16 protein-coding genes, 2 pseudogenes and 1 riboswitch are annotated in these 17,378 nt (G+C 71.5%); of the genes and pseudogenes, 10 read left to right on the top strand and 8 right to left on the bottom strand.

The window, feature by feature from the left end; translation table 11 throughout:
* Nucleotides 1–109: 109 nt before the first annotated feature.
* Nucleotides 110–265, top strand: coding sequence for a hypothetical protein (locus ACIRYZ_RS04575; protein ID WP_402939409.1), 156 nt, complete (start codon nt 110–112; stop codon nt 263–265).
* A gap of 91 nt (nt 266–356) precedes the next feature.
* Nucleotides 357–1,901 (top strand): hypothetical protein, encoded by a 1,545-nt coding sequence (locus tag ACIRYZ_RS04570; protein ID WP_402939407.1) that lies wholly within the window; start codon nt 357–359, stop codon nt 1,899–1,901.
* 75 nt (nt 1,902–1,976) lie between these two features.
* Here ACIRYZ_RS04570 and ACIRYZ_RS04565 read toward each other — a convergent pair whose 3' ends face one another.
* The gene (locus ACIRYZ_RS04565; RefSeq protein ID WP_402939404.1) at nt 1,977–3,206 is read right to left on the bottom strand and encodes a serine hydrolase domain-containing protein; all 1,230 of its coding nucleotides are present in this window, start codon (nt 3,204–3,206) and stop codon (nt 1,977–1,979) included.
* 232 nt (nt 3,207–3,438) lie between these two features.
* Here ACIRYZ_RS04565 and ACIRYZ_RS04560 point away from each other — a divergent pair, with 232 nt between their 5' ends.
* From ACIRYZ_RS04560 to ACIRYZ_RS04550, 3 genes are all read left to right on the top strand, one after another.
* Nucleotides 3,439–4,173 (top strand): MarR family transcriptional regulator, encoded by a 735-nt coding sequence (locus ACIRYZ_RS04560; protein WP_402939401.1) that lies wholly within the window; start codon nt 3,439–3,441, stop codon nt 4,171–4,173.
* 489 nt (nt 4,174–4,662) lie between these two features.
* Nucleotides 4,663–5,352, top strand: a complete 690-nt coding sequence (locus ACIRYZ_RS04555; RefSeq protein ID WP_402939399.1) for an alpha/beta fold hydrolase — start codon at nt 4,663–4,665, stop codon at nt 5,350–5,352.
* 173 nt (nt 5,353–5,525) lie between these two features.
* Nucleotides 5,526–5,756 (top strand): hypothetical protein, encoded by a 231-nt coding sequence (locus ACIRYZ_RS04550; protein WP_402939396.1) that lies wholly within the window; start codon nt 5,526–5,528, stop codon nt 5,754–5,756.
* A gap of 81 nt (nt 5,757–5,837) precedes the next feature.
* Here ACIRYZ_RS04550 and ACIRYZ_RS04545 read toward each other — a convergent pair whose 3' ends face one another.
* The gene (locus ACIRYZ_RS04545; RefSeq protein WP_402939551.1) at nt 5,838–6,671 is read right to left on the bottom strand and encodes a bifunctional 5,10-methylenetetrahydrofolate dehydrogenase/5,10-methenyltetrahydrofolate cyclohydrolase; all 834 of its coding nucleotides are present in this window, start codon (nt 6,669–6,671) and stop codon (nt 5,838–5,840) included.
* Between the two features lie 51 nt (nt 6,672–6,722).
* A riboswitch (ZMP/ZTP riboswitch) is annotated at nt 6,723–6,808 on the bottom strand.
* A 275-nt stretch (nt 6,809–7,083) separates the two neighbouring features.
* Nucleotides 7,084–7,545: an ATP-binding protein gene (locus ACIRYZ_RS04540; protein ID WP_402939394.1), complete on the bottom strand. Its 462-nt coding sequence runs from the start codon at nt 7,543–7,545 to the stop codon at nt 7,084–7,086.
* Nucleotides 7,546–7,661: 116 nt separating this feature from the next.
* Between ACIRYZ_RS04540 and ACIRYZ_RS04535 the strand changes: the two genes are divergently transcribed.
* Genes ACIRYZ_RS04535 through ACIRYZ_RS04525 form a run of 3 tightly spaced genes read left to right on the top strand, consistent with a single transcriptional unit; the run spans nt 7,662 to nt 9,568 of the window.
* On the top strand, nt 7,662–8,543 hold the full coding sequence (locus ACIRYZ_RS04535; protein WP_402939548.1) for a Scr1 family TA system antitoxin-like transcriptional regulator: 882 nt from the start codon (nt 7,662–7,664) through the stop codon (nt 8,541–8,543).
* On the top strand, nt 8,540–8,782 hold the full coding sequence (locus tag ACIRYZ_RS04530) for a DUF397 domain-containing protein (protein WP_402939392.1): 243 nt from the start codon (nt 8,540–8,542) through the stop codon (nt 8,780–8,782). Before ACIRYZ_RS04535 ends, ACIRYZ_RS04530 begins: the two co-directional genes overlap by 4 nt.
* Nucleotides 8,783–8,806: 24 nt before the next feature.
* Entirely contained in the window at nt 8,807–9,568 is a 762-nt protein-coding gene (locus ACIRYZ_RS04525) for a serine hydrolase (RefSeq protein ID WP_402939389.1), read from the top strand.
* A gap of 38 nt (nt 9,569–9,606) precedes the next feature.
* Here ACIRYZ_RS04525 and ACIRYZ_RS04520 read toward each other — a convergent pair whose 3' ends face one another.
* The 4 genes from ACIRYZ_RS04520 to ACIRYZ_RS04505 all read right to left on the bottom strand — a co-directional run bounded on the left by ACIRYZ_RS04520 (nt 9,607) and on the right by ACIRYZ_RS04505 (nt 12,282).
* Complete coding sequence (locus ACIRYZ_RS04520; protein ID WP_402939386.1) at nt 9,607–10,740, bottom strand: FAD-dependent monooxygenase; 1,134 nt, start codon at nt 10,738–10,740, stop codon at nt 9,607–9,609.
* A gap of 18 nt (nt 10,741–10,758) precedes the next feature.
* The gene (locus ACIRYZ_RS04515) at nt 10,759–11,361 is read right to left on the bottom strand and encodes a GTP-binding protein (protein WP_402939385.1); all 603 of its coding nucleotides are present in this window, start codon (nt 11,359–11,361) and stop codon (nt 10,759–10,761) included.
* A 2-nt stretch (nt 11,362–11,363) separates the two neighbouring features.
* The gene (locus ACIRYZ_RS04510; RefSeq protein WP_380609690.1) at nt 11,364–11,729 is read right to left on the bottom strand and encodes a DUF742 domain-containing protein; all 366 of its coding nucleotides are present in this window, start codon (nt 11,727–11,729) and stop codon (nt 11,364–11,366) included.
* A 106-nt stretch (nt 11,730–11,835) separates the two neighbouring features.
* A complete protein-coding gene (locus tag ACIRYZ_RS04505; protein WP_402939382.1) occupies nt 11,836–12,282 on the bottom strand; it encodes a roadblock/LC7 domain-containing protein in 447 nt (148 codons plus the stop codon).
* A 636-nt stretch (nt 12,283–12,918) separates the two neighbouring features.
* Here ACIRYZ_RS04505 and ACIRYZ_RS04500 point away from each other — a divergent pair.
* Nucleotides 12,919–13,041: pseudogene (locus ACIRYZ_RS04500) on the top strand (hypothetical protein); the annotation flags it as partial.
* A gap of 278 nt (nt 13,042–13,319) precedes the next feature.
* On the opposite strand, the pseudogene ACIRYZ_RS04495 reads toward ACIRYZ_RS04500, so the two are convergent.
* Nucleotides 13,320–15,023: pseudogene (locus ACIRYZ_RS04495) on the bottom strand (nitrate- and nitrite sensing domain-containing protein); the annotation flags it as partial.
* Between the two features lie 838 nt (nt 15,024–15,861).
* Here ACIRYZ_RS04495 and ACIRYZ_RS04490 point away from each other — a divergent pair.
* Complete coding sequence (locus ACIRYZ_RS04490; protein WP_402939379.1) at nt 15,862–17,247, top strand: serine/threonine-protein kinase; 1,386 nt, start codon at nt 15,862–15,864, stop codon at nt 17,245–17,247.
* The last annotated feature ends 131 nt before the right edge of the window (nt 17,248–17,378 follow it).

The raw sequence follows: 17,378 nt of genomic DNA, 5'->3' as shown, positions 1-17,378 counted from the left end.
TCAAGCCGGTGGACGACGCAGCCGACAGCGCACAGGGCGTACGAGCGGATGTGAGCTCCCGAAGTCACGCCGTGGTACGCAACGACGACGGTCAGTACGCGATCTGGCCGTGGGGGCCCGGTTCGGCGCGGCGGGCGGGCGGCTGCTGGACGCCCAGTGGGACGGGCCGTACGTCCGCAGCCTCGGGGCGGTGCCGATGGAGCGCTCCCGGCACCTCGCCGAGCTCGCCGGGGCCGTTGCGACGGGCCCGTTGAGGGGCGATTGACTGCCCGCCGTGCGGCTGGTCTGACCTGCGCTTCCGCGAGGTCTTGGCCTGTCTTCGACAAACTTATTCCTCGTCAGTAACATTGCGCCGCGTGTTCAAACCCTCGATAGGCAGGGCCGCGCCCGCCGCCCTGCTCACCCTCGTCCTCGCCGGAACGGCCGCGTGCGGGCCGACCAGCCCCGGCAGCAGCCCGCAGGCCGCCGTCGAACCGGCCGCCGCCACCTCCAGCACCGCCGCCGACGCCGGCGCGGCTGCCGCCGGGGGCAGCCCGGCCGCCGCCGCAGCGGCCGGCGGCACCCCGCGCGCCCGCGCCGGAGCCCCGGCCTCGGCCTCGGCCCGTCCGTCCGCGGGCACCGCGCAGGTCGCCACCGCGCCGGCCGGCGACACCCAGGCCGCGATCGGCAGCCCGGGCAAGGACGGCGGCGCGGTCACGGCCGCCACCAAGGCCCTCCAACTCACCGCCTACGACGCGGGGAAGGGCACGGCCGTCCTCACGGCCTCGGCCCCGAGCGCGTCCCCGAGTGCGTCCGCCAGTGCGAGCGCGACCCCCAGCGCGAGTGCCGCCGCCACCGCCGCGGCCGCCGCCGTCCAGCCCGGCCAGCTGATCGCCAGCCCGCCCACCGCCGCCGCGCCGCAGGGCGCGCTGGTCGCCGTCACCGGCGTCAACCAGGGCGCGGGCAACACCCTCAACCTGACCACCCGCCCGGCCACCCTCTCCGAACTCCTCGGCGGCACCGAGGCGGACGGCCAGATCCCGGTCGACGTCCACGGCATCAAGATCACGCCGCTGGTCAAGGACCTCAAGGCGACCATCGGCGCCGACCTGGGCGGCGTGCAGGCCGACGCCTCCGGCACCCTGGAGGTCAACGTCAAGGCCCCCGTGCCGCTGCCCGAGGGCGCGAGCCTGGACGCCTCCGGCTCCCTCCAGCTGCACCCGGCCGTCCACTTCGCCTACCACGGTGCGCAGGCCACCAGCCCGCGCACCGCCTCCATCGGCTTCGACCTCGGCGCCCACGCCCAGTGGAAGGTCACCGGCGACGTCGCCCGCAACACCGGCGCGGCGCCCATCCGGGTGCCCTTCGCCAAGCTGCAGGCCAGCCCGGTGCTGACCGTCGCGGGCCTGCCCGTGGTGGTCAACCTCGGCCTCACCTGCTACCTGGAGGTCAGCGCCGACGGCCAGGTCCACCTGGAGACCGAGCAGGACGCCACCGGCACCTGGGCCGTCCGCGCCGACTACACCGGCGGCAAGGGCTGGACCTCGTCCACCAACGCCGACACCAAGGTCTCCCCGGTCCACGTCCGCCTCAACGGCAAGGCCTCGGTGCGCGCCGCCCTCGGCGCCGAGGTCAGCCTCGGCCTGTACGACACCGTCGGCGTCGAGGCCACCGTCGCCCCCTACCTGAGCGCCAAGGCCGATGGCTCCCTCGCCGTCGACCTTCCCGGCAACGGGCCGCAGGTGCAGGGAAGTTGGGCCCTGGTCGGCGGCATCGACCTGAACGGCGCGCTGACCGCCCACCTGAAGATCTTCGGCACCCCGATCATCGAGGGCAAGCTGCCGCTGCCGCCGTTCCACAAGGAATGGCCGCTGCTGGCCGGCTCGGCGTCCCTGCCGTCCCCGCGCCCGAGCAGCACCTGATCGATCACAGCTGAGAGAGGAGTGGGAAGTCGGCCGGTCCGGCTTCCCACTCCTCTCTCGTTGTGCGGGCCGGTGTCAGTCCTCGATCGCCTGGTAGACCGTGGTCCAGAAGTCGTGGATCAGCCGCGCCGAGTGCGGCACGGACATCCCGACCTGGGTGAGCACGATGCCGACGAGCCCGTTCTCCGGGTCGGCGTAGGTCGAGGTGCCACTTCCGCCGTCCCAGCCGAACTGGCCGACGGGCGCGTAGTCGCCGCGATAGGTGCGCACCGTCATCCCGAAGCCCCAACCGCCCTGCTGGCCTTGGCCGTACGAGACGTGGACGAACTCGCGGGCCAGGGCGGCGCGGGCGGTGGTCAGCTCGGGCGTGAGGCGGTTGGTGGTCATCAGCTCCACGGCGGGCCGCGACAGGATCCGCTCGCCTCCGTGCATGCCGTGGTTCAGCAGCATCCGGAAGTAGGCGTGGTAGTCGTCGACGGTGGAGACCAGCCCGCCACCGCCGCCCGGGAACGCCGGGGGCTTGCTCCACTGTCCGTCCGCGGGCTCGTCCCCGAGGGTGAAGGCCCCGGTCTGCGGGTCGGGGGCGTAGAGCGGAGGCAGCCGGTCGATCTTGTCGGCGGGCACGTAGAAGCCGGTGTCCTCCATCCCCAGCGGATCGAAGATCCGCTCGCGCAGGAAGGTCTCGAACGGCTGGCCCGTGACCCTCGCGACGAGCACGCCGAGGAGGTCGCTGGCGATGTGGTACTGCCAGAACTCCCCGGGCTGGTGCGACAGCGGAAGCGTGCCGAGGCGGCGCATCCACTCGTCCGGGGCGGGCATCGGCGTCGGCAGATTGGGCGTCAGTCCCTGTTCGAAGACCGCGTTCATGATCGGGGTGCCCAGCGCCGTCATATCCATGCCGAGCCCGAAGGTGCTGGTCAGCACGTCCCGTACGGTGATCGGCCGCTTCGCCGGCACGGTGTCGTCCAGGGGGCCGTCGACCCGCTTCAGTACGCGGCGGTCGGCGAGTTCGGGCAACCACTGGTCCACCAGGTCGTCCACCCGCAGCCCGCACTCGTCCAGCAGGACCATCGCGGCCGCCACCGAGACCGGCTTGGACGTCGAGGCCATCCGGAAGATCGTGTCCCGGCGCATCGGCGCGCCACCGTCGTGGCTCATCGTCCCGATTGCTTCGACGTACGTCTCGCCGCCCCGGCTGACGAGGGCGACGACCCCGGGGATCCGCCCGGAGTCGACGTGTCGCGTCAGCACGTCGCGCATCCTGCGCAGCCCTGCCTCCGAGAAGCCGCCGTTGGTCTTTCCCATCATGGATCTCCCCCTGGGTGAGTGTTCGGCAATTGCTGAACGCTTGAGAAGCTACATTGCGTTTACGAATCCGTCAATGAGCGACGGGCGCCTCTATGGCCCGTCAGTGAAGGAGATTTGGCCTCTATTGCAATGAGTGTGGCGCTGAATGCAATGGTCGATCGGAGCTCATGTTGCAATGAGATGTGAGTGAATGCATACTGCGAAGACCGACAGGGAGGGGCGATTACCGATGCCCGGAGGCAGACTCACCGGTGAGGATCGCCGGCTCATCGCCGAGGGACTGGCCGAGGGGCTCGGCTACACCGAGATCGGCCGACGTCTGGGGCGGCCCGCCTCGACCGTCATGCGGGAGGTCACCCGCAACGGCGGGCCCGAGGACTACCGGGCGAACCGGGCTCAGGAAGCCACGCGGCAACGCGCGCGCCGCCGGAAGCAGGACCGGCCTCCAGCAGCGACTGTTCCCGTCGTCGGCGGCGGCGGGCGCGACCCCCAACAGGTTCAGGAGTTCGCGGAGTTCTTCACGGGCCTCGTCGAACAGCAGGGGCTGCCCAGGATGGCGGCCAGGGTGCTGACGTGCCTGTGCGTCACCGACTCCGGCGCCCTCACCGCCGCCGACCTGGTCCAGCGCCTCCAGGTCAGCCCGGCGTCCGTCTCACAGGCCGTCAACGTCCTGGAGCAGCAGGGAATCGTCCGGCGCGAGCGGGTACCCGGCGAGCGCCGCGAGCGCTACGTCATCGACGACGACGTCTGGCTCCGCTCCACCCTCGCCGCGTTGCGGATGAACGACGCCCTGATCGCCGCATCGCGGCGCGGGGCGGAGATCCTCGGCGCCACCACCCCGGCCGGTGCTCGCTTCGAATCCTCCGCGGAGTTCCTCCTCACCATGAGCGAGGCCCTCCAGCAGGTGATGGACCGGTGGCGGCAGCGGGTGGCCGAGCGGGAGCAGGGTGCTGCGCCCTCCTGATCACCCGCCCGGTTCGGACGCGCTGTCGCGGGTCGCCCGGTCCACTGGCCTGGCGAGCGCTCGACGCTTCCCTTGGGCCCGAACGGCGGCGGCGGCGAGGGCGAGGGTGATGGTGGCGATTCCCGAGGCGGCCAGCACCTGTCGGGGTCCGATCGCGGCGGTGAGGGGGCCGCCGAGGGCGGTGCCCGTGGGCGCGGCAGTGAGAAGGGCGGCGCTTCGGGCGGCCAGGACGGTGGTCAGCCAGGCAGCCGGGGTGCGGTCCTGGAACAGGGTGTGGACGCGGCGAGAACGGTATCCATGGTTCGGGCGGCCCCCTTCCCGGTCGCGCGCCCTCGGAAAGGGCGAGCCACTTCGTCTTCTGAGCCGGCAGAACGGCCGCGGAGTGGGAGGTCGGCGGATCCGACTTGCCACTCCGCGACTTCCTGGGCGTTGGCCGGGCTCGATCGCCTAGCCTGCCTGGTGGACCAACGACGATGAGGGGACTGGCCGGTGGCGACCTACGTACTGATCCATGGCGGGGCTGCTGATTCCTGGTGCTGGGGGCCGCTGGCCGCCGAGTTGCGCGACCGGGGCCACGAGGTGGTCGCGCCCGACCTGCCGTGCGACGACGAGTCGGCCGGGCTCGCGGAGTACGCGGACGCGGTGGTCGAGGCGATCGGCGATCGCGGTGAACTCGTCGTTGTCGCGCACTCGTTCGGCGGATTCACCGGTCCCCTGGTGTGCGACCGGGTGCCGGTGGACCTGCTGGTGATGCTCCAGGCCCAGGTGCCGGCCCCGGGCGAGTCGCCGGGTGAGTGGTGGGACAACACGGGGTACGGGCCGGCGCGGCGGGAAGCCGACCTGCGCAGGGGCATCGCGGAGGGCACCGAGGAGGACCCCCGCTCCTTCTTCCTGCACGACACTCCGGCCGCCCTGGCCGCCGAGCTGCTGGCGGAGCATCAGCGGGGTCAGGCGGCGACGCCGTTCGGGAAGTCGTGGCCGCTGGACGCGTGGCCGAAGGTGCCCACCAGGTTCCTGGTGGCGTCCGACGACCGCTTCTTCCCCGCGGAGTTCATGCGGAGAGTGGTCGTCGAACGGCTCGGCTTCCAGCCGGATGAGATGCCCGGCGATCACCTCCCGATGCTCGGACACCCGAAGGAGCTGGCCGAGCGCCTGGAGGCGTACCGCGCCGAGCTGTGAGCGGCCCGGCGATTGCTCGGGGGAGTGGGAAGTCGGCCCGTCCGACTTCCCACTCCCCAACGGGGCCACGAGATCGCTTCAAGGGAGCGGCAGTTGACGTCCAAGGGCTGCAGCGATGTCTCGAAGCGCCCTACGCCTCCTGGACGCACGTCGCGGACGGGGCCGTCCGGAGGGTGGTCGGCGACTACCTCGCCGAAGGATTCTGGCGCTCCGACAACCCCCAGGCCGTCCGCCGGGCCGGCAACCACCACCGGACGCTGTCCACGTACCTGAGCACACTCCTTCGGCGCGGCTTCGTTCCGGAAGCCGTCACCGAACCGGCGCCGACCGCCCAAGTGGCGGCCCAGCAACCACAGAGGGCCGGGCTGCCACCGTTCCTCGTCATCCGTGCTCGTGCGGTCTGACTGCGCAGCGCACGTGCAGTACACAACCGAGTCGGCAGCCGAGACCGACCAGGCGGGCCGTCGCCCGGTCGTCCGCAACGGTCAGGACCGGGCGAGCTGACGTGCCGCTGCGTCGACCGTCTGCGCAAGGAGGACGGCGATGGTCATGGGACCGACACCACCAGGAACCGGAGTGATCAGGCTCGCCCTACGCCGGGCCGTCTCGAAGTCAACATCCCCGACGTTGCCCGGGTTGTAGCCCGCGTCGATCACCACGGCACCGGGCTTGATGTCCGCCCCGTTGATGAAGCGCGGCCGGCCAACCGCGGCGACCAGGACGTCGGCCTCGCGCACGACCAAGGGCAGATCGACGGTGCGGGAATGGCAGTAAGTCACCGTGGCGTCCCGGCCGAGCAGGAGCATCCCGACGGGCTTTCCCAGGATAGGGCTACGTCCCACCACGACGGCGTGCTTGCCCGTGAGGTCGACGCCGTACTCGTCCAGAAGGCGCATGATCCCGCCGGGCGTGCAGGAGACGAAGCCGGGCAGGCCGAACCCCATCGCCGCGAAGGAGTGCATGGTGACCCCGTCGACGTCCTTGTCCGGGGCAATCGCCTCGAACGCGGCGCGCTCGTCGATGTGCGCCCCCACCGGGTGCTGGAGCAGGATGCCGTGCACGTCCGGATCCTCGGACAGCGCGGTGACGGCCTCCACCAGGCCGCTGGTGCTCACTGAGGCGGGCAGGGCCACGTGCCGCGAGTGGATGCCGGCTTTCGCACACCGGGCCTGCTTCATCCGGACGTACGTGACCGAAGCCGGATCCTCTCCCACCAGCACGGTCGCGAGACACGGGGAGGCCCCGGTGTGCTCGCGGATCTCCTCTGCGGCTGCCGCGCTGGTCTCGGTGATGCGGCGGGCAAGATCCGTACCATCCATCAACCGCGCCTGCTTCTGCGTCTCCAGCACGTTCCACTCCTGAGCTCCGAGGTGAGGTGCCCAGGCGCACGGCATTGACGAAACGTCAGGCCGCTCCCCGGTGGTACTCCACCTCAGCGCCAGTCACGGCCCGAGCCCACAGTACCCGCCAAACCCGGGCGGTTGGTCCCGTCCGCAAGTCCTGACAACTGCTCGGGTGGGGTTCGGCCGGCGGACATGGCTGAGGAGTGGGAAGTCGGTGGGGCCGACTTCCCACTCCTGGTTGTTTCAGGGGGTGGCGGTTGGGCTTGAAGTGGGGTGTGGGGGAGGGTCGTTGGACGTGAGGGGGTAGGCCCAGGCGAGGAGGAGGGCGAGGAAGAGCGCGAAGGGGAGGAGGGTGCAGAGGGTCGCGCTGCCCGGGCTATGGCGGGGTTCAGGTGGCATCGGGGGCGGTGGCCAGGTCGAGCTCGACCCAGACGGTCTTGGAGTTGGGGTGACGGGGGATGGTGCCCCAGCGGTCGCAGAGGGCGTCGATGAGGGTGAGGCCGCGCCCGGACTGGGCGTTGGGGACGTGGACGGTCGGGAGGACGGGGAGTCGGTCGCCGCGCGGGTCGCTGATTTCGATGCGGAGGGTGGTGCCCCGGCGCGCGGTGGTGGTGAGGGCGAGGTGAAGTTCGAAGCCGCGCCCCGGAACGCGTCCGTGCGTGATCGCGTTCGCAGCGAGCTCGGCGACGATGAGCAGGGCGGAGTGGAACGGCTCGGTGTGCGTGGAGTTCAGTCCCGAGGTGGTGAGTTGACGTCTAGCGATGCGCCGGCAGATCGCGGCGCCCTTGGGCGTGCCGGCGAGGGTGATGGTGCGGCGGCGGGGGTTGTCGAGGGGGATTTCGGTCGTCATGGGAGAAAGCGTGGCGGGGCGGACGTACGCTGACCATGGATCTGGCGAGCACAGAGAGTGCTTGTGTGGGTGCGGACAGCTTTTGTTCCAAGCTGAATCACAGTGGGGTGGTCGCGATGGGTGCGGCGCGTAAGAGCGAGTCGGGCGAGGAAATCCGGACGGAGCTGCCTGAGGACCTGGGGGAGGTCTCGGACTTCTTCCGGGCGATCGGCAAGCAGATCAAGCTCCTACGGGAACGGGCCGGACTGACACAGAAAGAGCTCGGCGAGCTTGTCGGCTACGGCGAGCGGTTGATCAGCTCGGTCGAGCGCGGGGTCCGCACCCCGCAGCCGGAGTTGCTGGTTGCGCTGGACAAGCTGTTGAACGCTGGCGGCCTGTTGGCGATCGCCGCAGACGACGTGAGACGGGCGCGAGCCAAGGCGCGGCTGCGGCACCCGGCCTGGTTCCGGGACTACGTGCTCCTGGAAGTCGACTCGATCGAGAGCCATAACTTCGCCACGCTCGGAATCCCCGGGCTGCTCCAGACCGAGGAGCACGCTCGTGCGATCTTCGCGATGAGGCAGCCGCCGTTGTCGGAGGAAGTGATCGAGATGCGGGTCGCGGCGCGAATGGCGCGGCAGGAGGTGCTGACTCGTTGGCCTCGCGGGATGTTCAGCTGGGTGATCTGCGAGAGCGTGCTGCGCAGGCCGCTCGGAGGGTGGGACGTGCACGAGGCTCAGCTGCGTCATCTCTTGGAGGTCGGGCGGATGCGCGGAATGGTCATCCAGGTGCTGCCGCTGGACAGAACCGAGCACGCCGGAATGGGCGGACCGTTCATCCTGATCACGCCCAAAGGTCGGCCCCAGCAGGGCTACATCGAGGTGCAGACGAGCAGTAGGCTGATCACCGATCCGGACGAGGTCCAGATTATGAACGCGCGCTACAGCATCCTCAGGGCCCAGGCTTACAGCCCAGAGGAGTCCCTGGCCTTGATCGAGAAGATCTTGGGAGAACGATGAGCACTGAGCTGGCATGGTTCAAGAGCAGCTATAGCAGCAACGAGGGCGGCGAGTGCGTCGAAGTCGCCTGGCGCAAGAGCAGCTACAGCGGCAACGAGGGCGGCGCCTGCGTCGAGGTCGCCGAGACGACGGCCGCCGTTCTCGTCCGAGACTCCAAGGACAAGAGCGGTCCCCAACTCACTTTCCACCCCGCCGCCTGGGAGGCGTTCGTGTCGTTCGCCGCAACGGCCGAGGTCTGACCGGATCTCCTCTATCCTGCCGCCATGTTGTCCGTGGTGGTGGCCCCCTGGGCCGGCAATGCCGAGCCGGTGTTCATGCATGCGCCGGACGAACTGCACGATGCTGCAAGCACGATGAAGATCGCGGTGCTCGCCGCACTCACCCGCAGTGGGGCGAACCTCGATGCCGAGGTGCCGGTCGTCAACCATTTCGAGTCCGTCGTGGGTGGGGAGTTCGGCAACGACCCGGACTGGGACAGCGATCCGCTGCCCTGGGAACTCCTCGGCAGCCATGTCCCACTCCGCCTGCTCGCCGAGCGGATGATCACCCACTCCTCGAACCTCGCCACCAACCTCTGTCTGGCCCGCACCGACCAGCGGGCCGTGGCCGAGGTCTGGCGCCAGGCGGGAGCCACCTGCAGTGCGAGCCCGCGCGGGATCGAGGACTACGCGGCGCGCAACGCGGGGGTGCACAACCTAGTCAGCGCCCGCGACCTCGTTCGACTCCTCCATTCCCTCGCGGACGAGCCCGAACTCCTCGCCCTGCTGGAGCGCAACGACTTCCGGGTGGACCTCGCCGCAGGCCTTCCGCCGGGCACCCGGATCGCGTTCAAGAACGGCTGGATCCCCGGCGCCCGGCACTGCGTCGGCCTGGTGCACCCGTACGACTGCCCGCCGTACCTGATCGCGGTCTGCTACACCGGCCCGCTCGCCTCCGGCGCGGACCGAGACGACCCGGCGGCCCGCCTCCTGGCCCGCGTCTCGGCAAGAGTGTGGAAACGCCGTAAGGAGATCACTCCTCGCTGATCGCGGGCATCGCGGCGCCGTCCGGGTTCGACTTCGCCTCAGTACGGCTCGACCAGCACGTGGGCGGCGCCCGGGATGCCGACCTTCAGCAGCTCCTCCTCCTCGGCCGTCGTCTCCGTCCCCGTCTCCTGCTTGAGGATCGCCCGGGACATCGCCTGCACCCACATGGCGCGCGGCCGACGCCGCTCCTCCCACGCGGCGAGCGCGGCCGGGGCGTCGGCTGCGGCCTCCAGGCTCTCGGCCAGCACCAGGGCGTCCTCGACGGCCATGGCGGCGCCCTGGGCGAGGTGCGGGGTGGAGGCGTGGGCCGCGTCGCCGGCCAGGGCGATGCGGCCGACGTGCCAGGGTTCCTCGACGGTGACCTGGGAGATCCGCGAGTAGACGACCGCCTCCGGGTCGGTGACCTGGGCGAGGGCTTCGGCGATCGGGCCGCCGAAGCCGGCCAGCCGCTCCCGCAGCTGCTCATGCGCGGTCGACGGGTCCGGGCGGAAGTCCTCGGCCTCGGCGAACACCGCGCCCAGGTACATGAGTTCGTCGCTGATCGGGGTGAGCAGCGCCTTGGCCTCGAGGTTGCCGGCCGACATCACCACACCCTGGACCTCGGGCGAACGCGGCAGTGTGACACGCCAGTTGGCGAAACCGGTGTACTCGGGGGCGTACTTCTCCCCGTAGAGGTGCCTGCGCAGCGGTGAGCCGATGCCGTCGAAGCCGACGACCAGGTCGTAGCGGCCGCCGTGCCCGTCGGTGAGAGTGACGTCGACACCGGAACCGTCGTCCTTCACCGACTCGATCGTCGTCCCGAAGCGGACGACGGCGCCCGCGGAGGTCGCGGCGGCGGCGAGCACCCGGGCCAGGGCGGGGCGCGGGATGCCGTTGTTGGAGGGGGCGTCGCCCATCCGGGGCTGGGGGATCCGGGCGAGGGTGGCGCCGGCCGGGTCGCAGATGGTCAGCACCTCCCACTCGAAGCCGACGGCCAGGCATTCCGCCAGCACGCCGATCTCGCGCATCACGTGCAGCGCGTTGGAGGGCTGGATGATGCCGACGCCGAGCGCCTCCAGCTGGTCGCGCAGTTCGGCGACCTCGACGTGGTGGCCGCGGCGGGCGAGGGCGGTGGCGAGGGTGAGGCCGCCGATGCCGCCGCCGTGGACGAGGACGCGCAGGGGTGTGGTCAAGAGGGGCTCCAAAGCGGCTCAGCCGACGGGGGCGACGGCGGCGAGGTCCATCAGGTGGTCGACCAGGGCGAGCAGCAGGTCGCGGCCGAAGGCGCGCTCGCGGACGTCGCCGATCAGCATCGGGACCTGCGGGTCGAGGTCGAGCGCGGCCCGGATCTCGTCCGGGGTGCGGGTGTTGTGGTTGTGGAAGCAGTTGATCGCGACCACGAACGGGATGCCCCGGCTCTCGAAGAAGTCGATGGACGCGAAGCTGGTCTCCAGCCGCCGGGTGTCGGCGATGACGATCCCGCCGAGGGCGCCGTTGACCAGGTCGTTCCACATGAACCAGAAACGTTCCTGCCCGGGCGTGCCGAACAGGTAGACCACCAGCTCGGGGCTGATGGTGATCCGGCCGAAGTCCAGGGCGACGGTGGTGGTGTCCTTCTGGTCGACGCCGGCCAGGTCGTCCACGCCGACGCTGGCCGTGGTCAGGTACTCCTCGGTGCGCAGCGGGGTGACCTCGCTGACCGAGCCGACCAGGGTGGTCTTGCCGACGCCGAAGCCGCCCGCGATCAGGATCTTGACGGCGGCCGGGGCGGCGGCGAGTCCGTCAACGGAACCGCTGGAGTGGGGTGTTGCCATGTTCAGAGTCTCCGAAGTCCTTCGCGTACGGCCGTGAGCAGGCCGAGGTCCACGCCCCCGGCGGCGCGGGCCACCGAGAGCGGTGCCCGGGCCTTCAGCAGGCCCTGGGCGACCAGGTCGCCCAGCAGGATCTTGGTGACCGAGACCGGAAGGTCCAGGCCGGCCGCCACCTCGGCGACGGCTGCCGGGCGCCGGCAGCGGTCGAGGATCAGCCGGTGCTCGGGCTGGAGGCCGCGGGCACCGGCGCGGCTGCCCCGCGCCAGGGCCGCGTCGGCCTCCTCGTCGATCGTGGTGAGCACGGTGATCAGGGTGAGGTCGTCGCGCTCGGGCGCGGTCCGGCCGCGGGTGATGGTGTACGGGCGCACCATGACGCCCGTCTCGTCCTCCGCCTCCGGCTCCTCCAGCTCGCTCCAGTGCGGCACCCGGCCGCGCGCCCAGCCGTCCCCCGGCTCGCTGTACGGGCCCACGCGGCCGTCAGCCCCGGTTCCGGCTGGCGAAGACGTCGAAGGACGCCGGCGCGGCCTCGGCCCGGTTCGGGGTGGTGAGCTTCTGGCCGACCTGCTGCACCAGGGTGTGCATCGCGACGGACATCACCTCGGCGTCCACCTCCTGGGAGGCGACCACGGCCAGGTGGGTGCCTTGGGCGGCGGCGATGACGAACAGCCAGCACTCGGCGAGCTCGACGATCACCTGGTGCACCGGCCCGCCGTCGAAGAGCTGGCCGACGCCCCGGGCGAGCGACTGCTGTCCGGTGGCGACGGCGGCCAGGCGCTCGGCGTCGGCCCGCTCGATGGTGCGGGAGTGGCTGACCACGAGGCCGTCGTCGGAGAGCAGGACGGCGTTGCGGGTCCCGGGCACCGAGTCGACGAGTCCGTCCAGCAGCCAGTCCAGGTCCTGGTGGGTGGCGATCGTGCGGTTCATGGCCTGTCATCCGTTCGTGTGGTTCGGGGTTCCGCGGCCGGCAGGGCCCAGGGGGACGCGGCGGACGCGGAGGCGGGGGGACCGGCGGGCGTGCTGGGGGGCGCCGGCGGGGTGGCGGCGGCCCGGGGCAGCGGGTGCTCGCCGCTGTCCTGGGCCCGGGCGGCGCGGGACTGGCGCTGGAAGGCGCCGATGGTCGCGCCGGAGCGGCGGACCGGACGCCCGGAGCGGTCCGGCTGGTCGGGCTGGTCGGTCTGGTCGAGCCGGTGGAACGGGCCGCCGACGGGCTGCCCGTCGGCCGGCTGCCCGTCGGCCGGTTCGACCCACTGCTGCCGGGTCGGCGGCGGCACCCGCAGCTCGGCGGCCAGGCTGGCCTGGCGGACCCGCTGCGGCAGTGGAGGCTGCCCGCCCTCGACCGGGCTCACCGGCACGGCGGAGGGGTACTCGCGGGGCTGCCGCCGCTCGGCCAGCCGGTAGTGGTCGGCCGGGCGGTACTGCTCGTCGGCGTACGGGGCCTCGGCCTCGGTGACCCGGGCGTAGGCGATGTCCGGGTAGGCGGGGGTGTCGTGCGCGGGCGGGGTGTCGTGCGCGGCGTGGGCCTGACAGACCGGGGACGGGTCGGCGGGGGAGCTGTGCTCGATGGGCTGCTCGTTCGCCTGCTCCTGCTGCGCCGCCTGTCCCCGCACCGCCTGCTGCTGGAAGGCGGTCTCCCGGAACGTCGGCTCCCGGAACGTCGGCTCCTGGAACGTCGGCTCCTGGAACGTCGGCTTCTGGAACGTCGGCTTCTGGCAGGCGGGCGCGACGGCCTCGATGGGCCCGAAGGAGTCCACCGGTGCGACCGGCGGCCCCACCGGCACCGCGGGCTGCGGCGGCTCGTCGGAGGCGGAGCGCACCGCCCGGCGGGAGCGCCGGACCAGCGGGATCGGCTCCGCGGGCGCGGTCTCCGGCAGGAGCTCGGCGTCGCCGTCGATGACCAGTTCGTCCGGGACGAGTACGACCACCCGGGTGCCGCCGAAGGCCGACGGCCGGAACTCGATCTTCAGCCCGGTCAGCGCGGCGAGGCGGGCGACCACGTGGAAACCGAGCCGGATGTCGTCGGCGCGGGCCAGCACGTCGGTGCGCGGCGGGCGGCTCATCAGCTCGTTGGCCGCGTCGTACTGCTCCGGGTCCATGCCCAGGCCCCGGTCCTCGATCTCGACCGCGAGCCCGCGTCCGACCATGGCGGCCCGGACCTCGACCGGGGTGGGCGGCTTGGAGAAGGTGGTGGCGTTCTCCATCAGCTCGGCCAGCACGTGCGCGACCGGCCCGACGGCCCGCTCGGAGATCCACGGGTGGCCCTCGACGTCGATCATGATCCGGCGGTAGTCCTGCACCTCGCCCTGGGCGGAGCGCAGCACGTCCAGCAGTGGGACGGGCTTGCGCCAGCGCCGCTGCGGCTGGCCGCCGGCCATGATGACGAGGTTCTCCTCGTAGCGGCGCAGGCGGGCGGTGAGGTGGTCGAGGTCGAACAGGCCCTCCAGGACCTCCGGGTCCTCGTGCTTGCGCTCCAGCTCGTCCAGCTTGCGCAGCTGGCGCCCGATCAGCAGCTGGGTGCGGCGGGCGATGCGCTGGAGGAGGCGCTCGAAGCCGCGGTGCTGCTCGGCCTGCCGGACGGCGGCCTCCAGCGCGGCGGAGCGGGCCAGATTGAGCGCCTGGCCGAGGCGGGCGAGCTCGTCGGCGCCGTTGCCGTGCGCCCCGGTGGTGACGGCGCGGGTCTCGGCCTCGACGTCGACCTGCTCGCCGCGGCCGAGGCGGTCGACCACCTCGGGCAGGGTGCGTTCCATCTCCTCGGCCTGGGTCTGCATCTCCTTGATCCGGCGGCGCAGCGAGCGGCTGATCCGCCACGAGGAGATGACGACGGCGACCACGGTGATCAGGCCGACGACGGTGGTGAGCACGACCCGGGTGAGCAGACCGAGGATGGCGCCCTTGCCGACCTCGACGATGGCGCTGGTGCGGGCCTCGATGGCCTTGACGAGCTGCGGGTTGAGCTGGTCGACGGCCTGGCGCCACTGGTCCTGGGCGGGTGGCAGTCTGACGGTGCCGTTGGCGTCGGCGCCGGTCGGCTTGGTGAGCTGCTGCTCGACGGCGGTCTTGGCCTGCCAGGCCGGACTGTTCATCAGGTCGTGCCAGGCGCCGGCCTCGCCGGCCGGTACGTACGGGACGACCTGGACGGTGAACAGGTGGTCCTGGGAGCCGATCAGCTGCTGGACCTGCTGGTAGTCGGCGGCGCTGAGGCGCCCGCCGGGCCAGCCGCGGGCCAGGACGGCGTCCTCGCGGGCCAGCATCTCCTTGGCCCAGAAGGAGTTGACCAGGGTCTTGGACACCCAGGTGACCTCGCCCGTGTCGACGTGGCTGAGTGCGGTGAACAGCCGCAGGTCGACGGAGATCAGGTCGGTGTAGTAAGCGAAGACCGTCTGCTGGTCGACGGAGCCCTTGTCCACGGCGGCGCGCTCTTCGGTCAGCTTGCCCATCGCCTGCCGGGCCTCGGCGACGGCGGTGCGCACGTCGTCGGGGGCGTTGTCGGCGGTCTCGCCGGACAGTGCCTGGAACTGGCGCACGGCGTCGTCGGTCAACTGCCGCTGGTGGCGGAGCTGGTCGGCGTTGGCGCCGGGTCTGGCGAGCGCCTCGGCGCTGAGCCGGCGCTCCTCCTGGAGGTTGTAGTAGACGATGTTGGACGGCTGGCCGGCCTTCTGGGCCAGCATGCCCTGGGCGGCCTGGCGCTGGAAGTCGAAGACGGTCTCACCACTGGTCACCGCCCAGAGGGCGACCAGGGCCAGGCTGGGGACGACGGCCAGGACGAGCAGCGCCCCCCGCAGGGACAGGCGTGGCCGCCTGCGGGGGGCCTTCGGCGCCGGGGGCCGCCGATTCGCACGCGCGCGCAGAGCAGACTCCTTGGGGCTGGCGGCCGGCCGGTGAGAGGCGGACCGTCCGGGCACGGGCTTTTGACGAGGCGATACTAGTCATATCGTGTGATTGGCGTGAATGCCCGTTCGCTGCCTGAGCGGTGCTTGCGCACCAGTTGGGCACAATGTCACCCGCGCGTTGACCGTTTGTGTCCGAAGCAGCCTGATTCGGCAGCGCCCAACACAGTGTCAATGACGCGAGCTGACGCCGGATGGCCGTCGTGTGAAAACTGTGTGACGCCCCGTCCGGGGCCCCGCCGCCAGGAGTTGAGCAACCGGGCGCGGGTCGCCTCCAGCTCCGCCGCCAGCACCCGCCCCGCCGCCAGCACCCGCCCCGCCGCCAGCACCCGCCCCGCCGCCTCCGGATCGCCGACGTGCAGGGCCCGGACCAGCTCCTCGTGCGAGCCGTAGTCGGGTAGCCGGGTCACCTTACGATGACTCGGCCCCCTCGGAACCGGACGTGCGAACGGCAACGGCCGGTCGCTCGGAAGTTCCGTCAGACCTCGCTGATGGCCGCGAACCTCACGGGGCCGCCTCATTCAGGGTCGGACGGGTTTCCGCGCTTTCTGGTCCGGGGAGCCCGACGTCTGTTGGAATGCGTGAGGCGGTACGGGCGATGGGCTGGGGGAGGATTTGGATGTCGGGCGAAATCGCGGGGGCGGGACCGGCGCTCGGGGACCGGTACCAGCTCGAACAGCTCCTGGGGCGAGGGGGCATGGGTGAGGTCTGGGCGGGCCGGGACCTCCGGCTGAAGCGCCCGGTGGCCGTGAAGATCCTGACGCCCGCCGGCGGGGCCGTCGGAGCGCAGGATCTCGCGCTCTTCCGCCGGGAGGCCGAGATCGGGGCCATGCTCAACCACCCGGGCATCACCACCGTGTTCGACCTCGACAGTTACGACACCGGCGGGCGCCGCGCCTGGTACCTGGTGATGGAACTGCTCGCCGGCCGGACCCTCGCGGCCGTCCTCCGCGACCACCCGACCGGGCTGCCGGTGGACCAGGTCGTCGACATCGCACGACAGGTGCTCGACGCGCTCGCGGCCGCCCACGCCCAGGGGGTGGTGCACCGCGACATCAAGCCGGCGAACCTGTTCAGGCTGGACTCCGGGCGGGTCAAGGTCGGCGACTTCGGCATCTCCAGGCTCGCGAACGCGACTGCCATCCTGACAGGCATGCACATCGTGGGCACGCCGCCGTACATGGCGCCCGAGCAGTTCTCCACCGCGCCCGTCGACCACCGCTGCGACCTGTACGCGGTGGGCTGCGTGCTGTACGAACTCCTGGCCGGGACGCCGTGGGTGGACCTGCGGGGTGACCTTCCCGCGATCATGTACCAGCACGTGCACGTGCCGCCGGTGCCGCCGAGCGTGTGGCGGCCGGGCGTTCCGGGCAGCCTGGAGCAGCTGGTGATGGACCTACTGGCCAAGGACCCCGGGAGCCGTCCACCGGACGCGGCGGCGGCGCTGAACCGGTTGGGAGGTCTGGCGGGGTCGGAGGGTCCGCCGGGGGCGGGGGAGTGCGATACCCGCAAGCAACTGCTGACCGACCTCGCGACGGCCATGCGGGCCGTGCACGACCGCATGGCGGGGCAGCGGATCGGCGGGGGCGTCCCGAACCCGGCATCGCGTGGGAAGGCCGACGCGCCCGAGGTGGCGGCCGATGCCAAGAAGCCGGAGAAGTCCTCGCTGACTTCCGACCAGAAGAGGGCGATCGCCGCCACGGCCTTCGTGCTGGTGGTCGTCCTGGGCCTGCTGGTGGGAGGTGGTTACGCCTACGGCCGTACGGCCCACGATGCGAAGGTCGGCGACTGCGTCTTCTACAAGGCGCCCGACCTGGACGACAACGGCCCCTGGGACATCGAGCCCTGCTCGGCGAAATGGCCTTGGGCATCCGAGCACGGCAAAGTCGTGTGGAGGATCGAAGGGGCGTTGCTTTGTGCTCCTTCCCTGGAAGCGAAGTCACAGGTCCTCCCGGCCACGGCGCACAAGTCCGAGGTCACCCTCTGCCTGGCGCCGGTGCCGTAACGAGCTTGCCCCGACGGCCACTTACGTCGCAATGGTCGTTGAAACTCCCGCCCGCCAGGGCCGAGGTTGATGCTTTGGGTACGTCAACCGAAGCGACACATGGGCATGTTCGGTCGGCAGAGGAAGCGCGT

Source organism: Kitasatospora sp. NPDC101155, from assembly GCF_044768305.1.
GTDB lineage: Bacteria > Actinomycetota > Actinomycetes > Streptomycetales > Streptomycetaceae > Kitasatospora.
Note: the sequence above shows the minus strand (reverse complement) of the source record. Positions and strands in the feature narration are given on the sequence as shown.

Bases quoted from the DNA above. Each gene is read 5' to 3' on its own strand.
- ACIRYZ_RS04565 (WP_402939404.1), bottom strand. From the start codon at position 3,206: ATGGGAAAGACCAACGGCGGCTTCTCGGAGGCAGGGCTGCGCAGGATG.
- ACIRYZ_RS04560 (WP_402939401.1), top strand. From the start codon at position 3,439: ATGCCCGGAGGCAGACTCACCGGTGAGGATCGCCGGCTCATCGCCGAG.
- ACIRYZ_RS04545 (WP_402939551.1), bottom strand. From the start codon at position 6,671: ATGGATGGTACGGATCTTGCCCGCCGCATCACCGAGACCAGCGCGGCA.
- ACIRYZ_RS04540 (WP_402939394.1), bottom strand. From the start codon at position 7,545: ATGACGACCGAAATCCCCCTCGACAACCCCCGCCGCCGCACCATCACC.
- ACIRYZ_RS04535 (WP_402939548.1), top strand. From the start codon at position 7,662: ATGGGTGCGGCGCGTAAGAGCGAGTCGGGCGAGGAAATCCGGACGGAG.
- ACIRYZ_RS04530 (WP_402939392.1), top strand. From the start codon at position 8,540: ATGAGCACTGAGCTGGCATGGTTCAAGAGCAGCTATAGCAGCAACGAG.
- ACIRYZ_RS04525 (WP_402939389.1), top strand. From the start codon at position 8,807: ATGTTGTCCGTGGTGGTGGCCCCCTGGGCCGGCAATGCCGAGCCGGTG.
- ACIRYZ_RS04515 (WP_402939385.1), bottom strand. From the start codon at position 11,361: ATGGCAACACCCCACTCCAGCGGTTCCGTTGACGGACTCGCCGCCGCC.
- ACIRYZ_RS04510 (WP_380609690.1), bottom strand. From the start codon at position 11,729: ATGGTGCGCCCGTACACCATCACCCGCGGCCGGACCGCGCCCGAGCGC.
- ACIRYZ_RS04505 (WP_402939382.1), bottom strand. From the start codon at position 12,282: ATGAACCGCACGATCGCCACCCACCAGGACCTGGACTGGCTGCTGGAC.
- ACIRYZ_RS04490 (WP_402939379.1), top strand. From the start codon at position 15,862: ATGTCGGGCGAAATCGCGGGGGCGGGACCGGCGCTCGGGGACCGGTAC.